Raw genomic sequence first — 10,703 nt, 5'->3', positions numbered from 1 at the left:
CGGCTTCAATCCTATGCCGCGATTCGGCAACGCATCGATTTGCAATGCAAACTGACGCATTACGATCGGGCTGGAGTAGGGGCCTATTTATCTAGGCATATGAGTTATGCAGGTGCAGAACAAACCTTATTTACAGACGCTGCGATCGATGACATTTACCGCTATTCCAGCGGATCAGCTCGGCTGATCAACAAAGCGTGTACGCAATGCCTCATCTATGGTGCGCACAACAAGCATCGCATCATCGACGACCATATGGTCAAGCATGTCATCGCAGGTGAATTGTCATGAAATCCAGATGGATCGAGTTAACGTATGGCAAGGATACAACCTGCTGGATGGTTCATATGGAGGGAGAAACGTTTCCTATGCATTGTGGAGAATGGATGAACATGCGAATTGGCGATCGAGGAATTCCGTGCCGGCTAGAGTTGGACCTGGACTGGTACGTTATTTTTAGTCAGACACGATTTTATTTGTGGAAGAAAGATACGTATCTGGTTGAGATATGAATAATAGGGAAGTGGTTCTTACAGTGACCACTTCCCTTATCTAATACAATTAGCGGTCACGCTCAGCGTCATATCTTGGACAGCAGACATCGTCAATTTCCGGTCATGTGAGGACGTCAGTAACAAAAAGGGAAGGTTGTTTTCATCTCCCTACCTTGCTTAACATCAACAATTGTCGTTGGATTTCCTTTAGGAAAAACAGCTGCAATAGATGGACTCCCTATAATCCATGCCTTATGATTTTCTATATCGCTAATTATTTCAGAGGGTCCATCCACATATTTTAATAATATTTCATCTCCTAATTTCCCATCTTTAATAGTAATAATTCTATCTGAATATTTCGGATTTGAAACAGAATTAACCGGTCCATAAATTTCTCCCTGTGATGTTTCAATTATTGTAGATAATGTTTTTGATTTGCTTTTAAAATTGTAATACATTTTCTTTTCATCAATTAAATTTCCATTACTATCTTTTGAAATTTGAATGTAACCTAAGTTACCAGATAGGTCCACATAAACATCATAAAGCGCATTACTATTTCTATCAAAATCATCACTCGTATTCCATTTTTTTTCTTCATTTTCTTTATTACAACCTACTAATAAAATCAATATTATTATTAAAGAAATCTTAAAAAAGATTTTTTGCTTCATAAATATATTCCCCCTTTTTTTTTCTGTTTTACTGCGTTGCAATAATGTTCTCTGATTTCATAGCTTTCGGATTTGCTTGCATTTGAGCACAAAAGAACTTTTACAATGTATGAAGGTGCACTTAGTCAATAATACCATATTTAAGTAAAAAAGCCAATTTATATAGTAAATATGTATCGGTAATTGTGAGAATCTATGCTTGAATAAACCGGCCACATGGTCATGGCACTTTGTGCCAAGCGCGGTAGAACAACGGATATTCAAGTCCATTTTAGAGCACCGCCTGCAGGACAACGAGGTTCATACACCAGCTGTAGGTTTTCGATGAAGAGTCCATAAGCCAGCACAGAAACGGTAATTTCTTTGTATAGGGATGAGCGCTATGCGTATCGTCGAGATTAATAACATCGCCTTCATGAAGCGCAGTTTCTCGTTCTTCCTGAAGTCTTGCAACACGTTTTTTCCCAAAGGTCAGCCATGCATGGGGGACTGTGAAAAACCGGCTGAGCGTGTATTGTGCGAGTTTGTAAGGTTTAAACATGAGTTCAAGTAGAGCATCTTTGCCAGCCAATGCGCTCATTTGTACAACCGATGAGCATCCAGAGATCAATCCGATGACGTACATAAAGCAAAGCATCCATGACGGTGCTCCGCTTCGTTTGAATATCCCGGATTGTGTCAAGAGCAATGAAAAGTCGAACTTTTCCAAAGCGATTGCAAGATTGGCGCTCCCGCGCATTCGCCTTGTGAAAGCTTACGAAATCGTGGATTTTCAAGGGTTTGTTTCACTGGAATCACCTATTATCTTGAGAGAGATACACGTTGGAAAAGGTATTCTTCGCGATTATTGGTGTTATTCCCAAAAGTCAAGGGGTTTTCCGGCTTTTAGCTTACATTTCTATGACTATTAATCGGTTTCCATCGCTTGGAATGAACTGCATAAGTCATGTGTTATAAAAGATTCTTTGAAACTAAAAAATATAAATCATGATTTTTATAGTTGTGAGCCTGGAACATTAATAAGTTGTTAGTTAGTACCTGAATCCGTGACATAGATTTATGAAAATCGTAGATTATAAGAGATTTTAGGAGTAAAATTAAGGTAACAGCGTGTTTTCTGCTGATATCTAATTGCACCTATGGGGTGAGTTCCTATGCCAAAGAAATTTATACTTGAAACTTCCAGTGATTATCTAACTTCGCGTGCCGGTCTCATTATCGTCGGGCAACTTCTTGCCGGTACTCATCTTAATAAACGGTTGAACCTATCCAAGGTTGGCGAAACCAAAATACCCGATATCTCACATGCAGACAACGTTCGTGCTTACTTGGGCTTACTTTGCCAAGGGAAAAGCGACTTTGACCATATTGAGCCATTTCGCCAAGATGAATTTTTCTCGCGGGCTCTCGGCATATACAAATTAGCGTCCAGTCCCACCATGCGTCAACGCTTTGACCAAGCAGCTCCATCTGGCGAATGGCAGAAGATCATTCTCGAAGAGTCAGCCGATTTGCTAAAACGTGTTAAGGCTCCGCTTACAGCTGTTCAAATAACCGATGATGAGGATAAAGTGCGCTCCTACTTACCTCTTGATTTGGATGTATCGCCCTTTGACAACTCCAATACGAAGAAGGAAGGCGTATCCAGAACCTACAAAGGCTTTGATGGATACTCACCTTTCTTTGCTTACCTCGGACAAGAGGGCTATGGCGTTAATGTCGAACTTCGTGAAGGCAAAACACATGTTCAAAAGAATGCTGACGACTTCATTGATAGGAGCCTTCGGTATGCACGGCGCATCTCTAGCCTACCGATTCTTGCTCGTCTAGATGGCGGCAATGATGCAGCCGATAATGTGAATCTGCTGCTTGACCAAGAAGGAGATTTCATTATTAAACGCAACCCGCGTAAAGAGTCACCCGAACAATGGCTCACACACGCGAAAAAGGAAGGGCGTTGCAAAGAAGTGCGACCAGGTAAGAACATCTATTTAGGAACCATGACTGTCCAACCAGAGCGTTTCATTAAGCCCGTGCAACTCGTCTACCATGTGACGGAGCGCACCATTGAACGGGACGGTCAGGTGCTCCTTGTCCCAGAGATCGAGCTGGCACTTTTCTGGACGACACTTAAATGCTCGGAGGAACAAATCGTCGAGTTGTACAAGGATCATGCCACAAGTGAGCAATTCCACAGTGAGATTAAATCTGAACTTGACCTTGAACGACTACCGTCAGGCAAGTTCGCTACGAATGACCTCATCTTATCTTACATATGGGATTATTCGCTTACAACATGCTTCGATTAATTGGTCAGGTTGCCTTGACCGACCAAGATGCGCCAAAGAAGAAGAAGAAGAAGGTTTTCCGACAGCGTATTCGGACCGTAATCCAAGATCTTATGCTCATTTCGGCGCGTTATGTGAAACATGCTCGAAGCTTCAAGCTTTGTTTTGGAAGATGGAGCCCTTGGTTCCGGCAGTTGCGTCGTCTATATATACACTTCGGTTAAAGACAAGCATTTCATACGACTAAGCAGAACGCTTGAGAGCAAGGGTTCTGTTTTGGGTTACCCTGAAACAGCTGAATTTGGCTATTGGGTCAGATTGGAAGATGATCCATGTGCCATACGGTTGAGATTACTGAGGTGTCACGGATTCAGGTAGTATTTAATAAAAATATTCAACGAGTGAGTGTAGACTGTGAACCAGTTCGCTGTGATAATCTAATAAAAGGAGAAATTCAAATGACATTAAAAGCTGAAAAGTTAACGTATCAGAACGCTGACATTTCTGGTTCGCGGTTCGAAATGGTTATTTATCTAAAACACCAATCTACATAGAACTTTCATCTGACTCTAAGCAAAAGTAGAGGAAATAATGAATTGAGAATGGGTGATTATTATGGAGTTAAAGACTCAATTAAGTGAACTGAAAGATTTCACGAAGGAAAAGCTACTAAATCAAAATGTTGATGAAATCATTGAGCATATGCTAATTAACATTGGTTCGACTGATTCAGAGCTAAGGGATGAGTTGATTTACTCCACTTTTGCAAGATGGATTAATAATGATTACTTAGATGTGAGGCAACTTCAACATATTTTAAAAACCTGTGTAGATTGTGAACATTTATTTTTTCGAATTTGTGAAACAAATAGTGATTCGGTGTTTACTCGGTCATTTTCTTCCTTGGTTATTGGTGCTATTTTACTTAAAGATATTGAACTTAATTTCTTACCTGCAAGCACAATTCTAAATGTATTTGAGAGTAGTATTTCTTATTTGCATCATGAGAGGGATACGAGGGGATATGTAGAAGGAAAAGGTTGGGCTCATAGTATAGCACATGGAGCTGATTTGTTGGTTTCATCAATAAGACATCCCCAATTTGGTAACGAGCTTTTTTCGGATTCCCTTGATACCGTACGTCATTGTTTAATCAGAGGAACAGTCTATGTGGATGATGAGGATGAAAGGCTTATTTGTGTTATTGAGTCTCTTATTGACAAAGGTATGAGGGAAACAATTTTAGAACAATGGATTTTGAATTTATTTCATGTACTAGAGGAACTTCATAAGATTGAAGGTGGTTCTTTAAACTTTTTTCGAATAAAGACGAATGTAATGAATTTTCTTAAGACTCTTTATTTCCGATTAGGCTACAAAAATATAAATGATGGAGCTAGATATCAAATAGAAGAAAACCTAAAATTTTGGCATAATAAAATGAATTAATTGAACTATTAAAGATTACGAGTCGTCCCGTGGGGCGGCTCTTTTTTTAAGTATTAAATAAATGTTTTTTTTGAAACTTTTTACCAGTTAATTCGTCCATATATAAAATAGGGGGGGATATGATGAAAACAAACACGATTATTGTTCAATTCATGTTATTCATTATGATTAGCTTCTTCGTTATAGGCTGCAGCAGTGAAACATCCATAGAGAGTGTAACAAGCAACGAATCGAAAAATACGCCAATTGTTGAAAATGAATCATTTATTACAATCATTCGTAATTTAGAGCGACAAACATTAGATGTTATGAGTGTGGCTGACAAAAAAGCTGGTAATGAGGAAGCTCCAACATTCGAAGAATTGACGCCTGAACTATTAAAATACAATACAAAAAATGCAATTAAAACATGGGAGTATATTTACAATAATGAACCTGGTTGGATTTTGGAACCAACGGGCTTAGTATTTGCTAATCAAAATAGTATGTACCAGCCGAGTTTTAAGGTGATTTCATTAGCAAATGAAGAAGTCACCGTACAATTTAAAACCTATGGTAATATGTCATACCCAGAAGCGAATCAAGTAAGATACCATTTGCGTAAATCAGATGATACAGGCTGGAGAATTGATTCGATGGAAGCAAATACTGTTGAATACAGCTTTTCCCTCGATGAAGTGAAAGAGATTATGGCTAACGAGATAGCTGGTGCTGAATATGTGAAAGAAGACGAGATGTACTACTATTTTAAAGTTCTTGAGCAGGAGCCAATCATACAGAATTATTTGTTCGATAAAAAAGTCGGTTATTTTGACCTGGATTCAGCTACAGAAATAGAAAAAGAAGCAAGTGATTATTCTCGCTTAGGCAACTCGATCGCGGATGTCCAAGCGATTTATCCTGATATACAAATAATGCCAGACGGGAGATCAGACCCTAATAATTGCGCATATGACATTAGTCGTGATGAAGATAGTTATTTATATTCACAATTAGAAGTCGAGGGAGGCATCGTAAAGGGAATAAAGATATTCCATTTAATTAATTAATGAAGCTGCACGTTGGTATTTCGATATTGAGATTTTTTGTTAAAAAGGTAAAAGTAGCCGCCGTCACGAAAGAAGTATATATGATCAATATTTTGAGGAGGGCTAATATGGAGCACGATTTGAGTGGAATGAAAACAGCTAAAGGAATCAATATGCTCGAGCAGGTTCGCATCATCTGTAACGAGCTGCCTGAGGTCGTAGATTTAATAGACGGGCATGGACATAATACTTTTAAAGTGAAAGACAAGTCGTTTATCATCATGAGCGACTATGGAATTACGTTTAAGTCAGATCTAGAGACGCAGGAGATTTTACTGCAGGAGGAGCGATTTTTCAAGCCTGCTTATATCGGTCATCGCGGCTGGGTGTCCATAAGTGATCCTCAAGATTGGGAAGAGATGAGCGTCCTGCTCAAAGAAGCTTATTTGCGTGCCGCACCTAAACGTCTGGTGAAGCAATTTGCAGCAACTGAATAAGGAGGCTTTATGAAAATAGCGACTAAACTAAATTTATTTTCATTTTTGTTCATGCTGTTCTGCTGGGCAGCTTTCTTTGTGGCTTCATCATCATCAGGACATTTTTTTAATCCACACTATGTCATTTTGATTTCGGCTGTAATTGTGTTTTTTTTAAGTGTGGCAGGACTGGGAGGCGTTAAAAATTGGCAGTCAGCCAGCCAATCTATCATTGCACTTCTAGGTTCTTTTGCCTTGATCTTGCTCGAATTGTGGGTAATATTTATCGGAGGCCTGCTCTCCTAGCATAAAAGAGGGATTGTGTTTTGGTATTCATAACCACCGCTTATTGTTAATTCATTATTTCATAAAACGATACAGTATTCCATTTCCTGAAGTCATGCTATAATTAGGATGATATTGGAAAAAAGATTTGAGAATAGCTGCGATGAGAAAGGTGAGTTGAGGAGCATGGCTCAAGTGAAAATTTATGGTCTAAAGGATAGTCTGAATCCAATTAAAGAAAGATTTTCGGAAGTCGTTCATTCCTGCGTAATTGAAACTTTTAATTTTCTAGGTAAAAAGTATAGCTGTTAAGGGTAACCAGATTTGGTTGCCTTTTATTTTGCACTAATGGAGATGTGTCATACGCTGCAACGATAGAGAGTGAATTTAGGAGGGCTGTTATGAGACAGGTTATACTCGCAAATGGAGTTCCGATAGAAGTCGAATGCTTAAGCTGCGCAGTTACTTCCGGCTTAGTCCAGCCAGTAGGGGGCGTCATTTATGAGGATGAGTTATTTCATGCCCATCAGGATGTGGCATATCCAATCCCTGGTTTAGTTATTTTGGCTGCAAAGCGGCATTTCTATTGTATGGATGAGCTAACGGAGGAGGAATCTAGTCGATATATACAGTTGATAAGGAGGATACGTGAGGCGCAAAGAAAAGAGTTGAAAATTGATCATGTGTATTACTTTTACAATGAAGATACTACACATCATTTTCATCTGTGGATGGTTCCGCGTTATGAATGGATGAAGCATTTTGGACAATCGGTAGAATCATTAAGGCCTGCGCTACGACATGCGAGAACCGAGATGAACAATGAGGAGAATAACAATTATGTGATCAAAAGTATAGAAAAGTTAAGAAAAGGTTTGTTATGAGCCGACGTTTGCGATCCCATCTACTCTCCCGCGATTGCAATATTGCCAAAGCAACCAATCTCGCTGGTCCGCTTGCTGCTCCCCGGTGCTTCTCGCTGAGAAAAAGTGGTAAGCGTGTGTGCTGGGCTGGCGGCAGAAGTGGCTGTTGAAGCCTTTGGGGAAATATTAACTTAACGGGAAAAGCTCCTGTTAATTCATGCAAGTTCAAGCAAAAACGAGAATTAGATGGACATTTTCCAGTTATATCAGATCCATCTTCAATGTCACGAGAAAGAAATGCGGTTAGGAGATTCAAACACAGCTTCTATAACGCAAAACGAGCCTCAGAAGCGATTCTAGAGGCTCGTTTTTTTGCGTAGGAGTCTGGTCTGAGGATATAGTCGTCAAGCTTACTTGACGCTCGCTCTTACAACCATTATTTCAAAATGCTACTTCGTTAACTGCTCCATCTGACCAATAAGCTCCTCGAACACGCTCATCGCTTGCTCGATCGGCTCAGGAGAAGACATGTCAACGCCAGCCTTCTTCAAAATATTAATGGAGAAATCGCTGCCGCCGCTCTTCAAGAAGCCAAGATAACGCTCAACTGCCGGCTGGCCTTCCTCCAAAATTTGTTTGGAGAAGCTGGTTGCCGCGGAGAAGCCCGTTGCATATTTGTACACGTAGAAGCTGTTGTAGAAATGGGGAATGCGCGCCCATTCCATTTCGATATCCTTATCGATAACCATGCCTGGACCATAATACTGGACGTTCAGATCATAGTAGATTTTGCTAAGCTCTTGCGGAGTCAGCGAATCGCCTTGCTCAGAGCGCTCGTGTATGATTTTCTCGAACTCCGCAAACATCGTTTGACGGAATACCGTCGTGCGGAATTGGTCTGCGTAATAGGTGAGCAAATACATTTTTTCCTTCGGATCAGTCGATTTGCCAAGAAGATAATCCATTAGCAAAGCTTCATTCAAAGTAGAAGCGACCTCGGCTAGGAAAATCGTATATTGCGCATCCCGGTAATTTTGATTCGTATCCGAGTAATGGGAATGCAGCGCATGGCCCATTTCGTGTGTCAAGGTGAACATGCTGTTTAAGTTGTCTTTGTGGTTGAGCAGCACGTAAGGATGCGTTCCGAAAGCTCCCCAGCTGTAAGCGCCGCTGCGTTTGCCTTCATTCTCATATACGTCAATCCAGCCATTGTCAAAGCCCTCTTGCAGCACCTTCAAATAATCATCGCCAAGCGGCTTTAAGCTTTCGCTTACCGTTTTCTTAGCTTCCTCATATGAAATGTCCATCTTGAACTCATCAACGAGCGGTGCGAACAAGTCGTACATATGAAGCTCATCCAGACCAAGCAGCTTCTTCCGAAGCTCCATGTAGCGGTGCATAAGCGGGAGATGCTTATGAATCGTATTGATCAGGTTCGTATAAACTTCCTGCGGAATGTTGTCCCCATAGAGGGACATATCGAGCACGGAGTCGTATTTGCGAGCCTTCGCATAAAAAATATTTTTTGTTACGTTTGAAGTCAATGTAGAAGCGAGCGTGTTTTTTAGCTTGCCGTACGTCTTGTATACCGCTTTAAACGCCTCGCGGCGCACATCTGGATTTTTGCTTTCGAGAAACTGTATGTAACGGCCATGCGTCAGTTCGACTTCTTCGCCGTCTTCATTTTTTACTTTAGGGAACTTTAAGTCCGCATTGTTAAGCATGTTGAAGATCGTGCCTGGAGCGGAGCTCATATTGCCGACCTGAGCAAGCAGCGCTTCTTCGTCCTTCGTTAAAATGTGAGCCTTTTGGCGGCGCATTTCTTCCAGCGTATGGCGAAATTTAGCTACCGACTCATCTGCAATGGTAGCTTCCAGCTTATCATCCGGCAAGCTTAGCACTTCAGGTGTGATGAAGGAGAGTGCCTCGCCTGATTCAACGCTAATTTTTTTCGATTTATCGGATAAAGCTTGATAGGTTGACTCTGCTGTATCCTCGTGATGCTTCATATTCGCATATACATAAAGCCGTTCCACATGCATCGACAGCTCATCCTCAAGCTCAAAGCACGCTTTAAGCTGAGCTACGTCGGCAAGCTTGCCTTGGAATTCAGGGAGTTTTTTGATTAATGCCTTCGCTTCTGCAAATTCCTTGTCCCATGCCGCTTGGCTTTCAAATAAATCCTCTAGCTTCCAGCGGGTCTCAGGCGCGGATTCAGAACGTTTTGGTACGTGATTCATCGAATTCCTCCTTGGTATGGATAAGGTTGGTAAAGCTTGCTTGCGAGCTGCTGGTGCTGCGTCATTGGAAGCTGCAGCACCCGGCACAAGGCTTAAAGCAAGCAGAAGGGGGAGCCATTTCATCCAGATATCACCTCGGGACACAGTTTGTGTTTACTATGTCCGAACGTAATTTCGAATATTCAGCAGCCTGCCGGCTAAGCTGGACCCATCGTGAAAAAGGCATAAACAATGAGGAAAAACGCAAACGCAATAAGTGCGATGGATACCATCGCAAGTCCGCGGCGCAGACCGGCGGGCAAGGAGTCGCGTTTCATAATGACAATCGCTCCAAGCGAGAAGGCTGCAATAATAAAAATAATCGAAGCAGTAGGGTCCATCTGTTGGTAAAGCCTCCTGACAATAAGCTGGCATGAACAGCAGCCTCATCATTTTACCTATGCTTCGACCAGTAACGATATGTTCGCCGCATAGGGTAAATTTTCCTGCCGCATTTCAATAATAGCGGGTGTTAAACTTCTTTCAATGCTTGCATGATCGCTTCTAATTCTTCTTCGCGGCCGACAAAGTCGGAAGCGCGATACCGATTTTGCGCCCAATGCATCATTTCAGGTCTGCTAATGAAGGTATGAGTGTCTTCTCCCCATTGATCGGAAATTTCCCGAACGATAAGCGTTTTTCCTTGTACTTCAACCGTCAGCATATTGTATTTGTCGGTCTTGTAAATTTCGTATTTTTTGAACATCCTTTTTTTCACCCTTTTTAGTAGTTAATTATGGTATTCTTATCATCATAGCCATTATGGAGGCTGTAATCAATACGACAGCATAAGAAGCAAGCTCAGAAGAGACGAGAATGGTAAAGATTTGATGAGACGAGATGAGACGAGACGAGGAGAGCTGA

11 protein-coding genes and 2 pseudogenes are annotated in these 10,703 nt (G+C 41.2%); 8 read left to right on the top strand and 5 right to left on the bottom strand.

All coding sequences use genetic code 11. The features are described 5' to 3' along the window. Both AC2TDN_RS04895 and AC2TDN_RS04890 read left to right on the top strand, forming a co-directional pair. Positions 1 to 291, top strand: a pseudogene (locus AC2TDN_RS04895) (AAA family ATPase); the annotation flags it as partial. Continuing rightward, positions 288 to 512: a DUF5348 domain-containing protein gene (locus AC2TDN_RS04890; protein ID WP_484687177.1), complete on the top strand. Its 225-nt coding sequence runs from the start codon at positions 288 to 290 to the stop codon at positions 510 to 512. The pseudogene AC2TDN_RS04895 and the gene AC2TDN_RS04890, both read left to right, overlap by 4 nt. A gap of 116 nt (positions 513 to 628) precedes the next feature. On the opposite strand, the gene AC2TDN_RS04885 is transcribed toward AC2TDN_RS04890, so the two are convergent. Together AC2TDN_RS04885 and AC2TDN_RS04880 are read right to left on the bottom strand one after the other, a co-directional pair. Then, positions 629 to 1,171, bottom strand: a complete 543-nt coding sequence (locus tag AC2TDN_RS04885; protein ID WP_484687176.1) for a hypothetical protein — start codon at positions 1,169 to 1,171, stop codon at positions 629 to 631. A 271-nt stretch (positions 1,172 to 1,442) separates the two neighbouring features. Continuing rightward, positions 1,443 to 1,796: a hypothetical protein gene (locus tag AC2TDN_RS04880; RefSeq protein WP_484687175.1), complete on the bottom strand. Its 354-nt coding sequence runs from the start codon at positions 1,794 to 1,796 to the stop codon at positions 1,443 to 1,445. Between the two features lie 529 nt (positions 1,797 to 2,325). Between AC2TDN_RS04880 and AC2TDN_RS04875 the strand changes: the two are divergent. The 6 genes and pseudogenes from AC2TDN_RS04875 (at position 2,326) to AC2TDN_RS04850 (ending at position 7,581) form a co-directional block, all read left to right on the top strand. Beyond that, positions 2,326 to 3,683 (top strand): annotated as a pseudogene (locus tag AC2TDN_RS04875) (IS1380 family transposase). 391 nt (positions 3,684 to 4,074) lie between these two features. After that, a complete protein-coding gene (locus AC2TDN_RS04870) occupies positions 4,075 to 4,908 on the top strand; it encodes a DUF2785 domain-containing protein (RefSeq protein ID WP_484687174.1) in 834 nt (277 codons plus the stop codon). 119 nt (positions 4,909 to 5,027) lie between these two features. Next, entirely contained in the window at positions 5,028 to 5,957 is a 930-nt protein-coding gene (locus tag AC2TDN_RS04865) for a hypothetical protein (protein WP_484687173.1), read from the top strand. 107 nt (positions 5,958 to 6,064) lie between these two features. Then, a complete protein-coding gene (locus tag AC2TDN_RS04860) occupies positions 6,065 to 6,433 on the top strand; it encodes an MmcQ/YjbR family DNA-binding protein (protein ID WP_482069444.1) in 369 nt (122 codons plus the stop codon). 9 nt (positions 6,434 to 6,442) lie between these two features. Continuing rightward, positions 6,443 to 6,718, top strand: a complete 276-nt coding sequence (locus AC2TDN_RS04855; protein ID WP_484687172.1) for a hypothetical protein — start codon at positions 6,443 to 6,445, stop codon at positions 6,716 to 6,718. Between the two features lie 380 nt (positions 6,719 to 7,098). Continuing rightward, a complete protein-coding gene (locus AC2TDN_RS04850; protein WP_482069442.1) occupies positions 7,099 to 7,581 on the top strand; it encodes an HIT family protein in 483 nt (160 codons plus the stop codon). Positions 7,582 to 8,009: 428 nt separating this feature from the next. Here AC2TDN_RS04850 and pepF read toward each other — a convergent pair whose 3' ends face one another. The 3 genes from pepF to AC2TDN_RS04835 all read right to left on the bottom strand — a co-directional run bounded on the left by pepF (position 8,010) and on the right by AC2TDN_RS04835 (position 10,545). Next, positions 8,010 to 9,800: an oligoendopeptidase F gene (gene pepF, locus AC2TDN_RS04845; protein ID WP_484687171.1), complete on the bottom strand. Its 1,791-nt coding sequence runs from the start codon at positions 9,798 to 9,800 to the stop codon at positions 8,010 to 8,012. Positions 9,801 to 9,997: 197 nt separating this feature from the next. Further along, complete coding sequence (locus AC2TDN_RS04840; protein WP_484687170.1) at positions 9,998 to 10,180, bottom strand: hypothetical protein; 183 nt, start codon at positions 10,178 to 10,180, stop codon at positions 9,998 to 10,000. A gap of 131 nt (positions 10,181 to 10,311) precedes the next feature. After that, positions 10,312 to 10,545 (bottom strand): hypothetical protein, encoded by a 234-nt coding sequence (locus AC2TDN_RS04835; RefSeq protein ID WP_482069440.1) that lies wholly within the window; start codon positions 10,543 to 10,545, stop codon positions 10,312 to 10,314. Positions 10,546 to 10,703: the final 158 nt, after the last annotated feature.

It is taken from the genome of Paenibacillus sp. Y660, from assembly GCF_057221575.1.
The sequence above is the reverse complement of the archived record's forward strand: the minus strand, read 5'-3'. Positions and strand labels throughout refer to the sequence as shown.

Coding starts and splice junctions, on each gene's coding strand:
- AC2TDN_RS04890 (WP_484687177.1), top strand. CDS start 288: ATGAAATCCAGATGGATCGAGTTAACGTATGGCAAGGATACAACCTGC.
- AC2TDN_RS04885 (WP_484687176.1), bottom strand. CDS start 1,171: ATGAAGCAAAAAATCTTTTTTAAGATTTCTTTAATAATAATATTGATT.
- AC2TDN_RS04880 (WP_484687175.1), bottom strand. CDS start 1,796: ATGTACGTCATCGGATTGATCTCTGGATGCTCATCGGTTGTACAAATG.
- AC2TDN_RS04870 (WP_484687174.1), top strand. CDS start 4,075: ATGGAGTTAAAGACTCAATTAAGTGAACTGAAAGATTTCACGAAGGAA.
- AC2TDN_RS04865 (WP_484687173.1), top strand. CDS start 5,028: ATGATGAAAACAAACACGATTATTGTTCAATTCATGTTATTCATTATG.
- AC2TDN_RS04860 (WP_482069444.1), top strand. CDS start 6,065: ATGGAGCACGATTTGAGTGGAATGAAAACAGCTAAAGGAATCAATATG.
- AC2TDN_RS04855 (WP_484687172.1), top strand. CDS start 6,443: ATGAAAATAGCGACTAAACTAAATTTATTTTCATTTTTGTTCATGCTG.
- AC2TDN_RS04850 (WP_482069442.1), top strand. CDS start 7,099: ATGAGACAGGTTATACTCGCAAATGGAGTTCCGATAGAAGTCGAATGC.
- pepF (WP_484687171.1), bottom strand. CDS start 9,800: ATGAATCACGTACCAAAACGTTCTGAATCCGCGCCTGAGACCCGCTGG.
- AC2TDN_RS04840 (WP_484687170.1), bottom strand. CDS start 10,180: ATGGACCCTACTGCTTCGATTATTTTTATTATTGCAGCCTTCTCGCTT.
- AC2TDN_RS04835 (WP_482069440.1), bottom strand. CDS start 10,545: ATGTTCAAAAAATACGAAATTTACAAGACCGACAAATACAATATGCTG.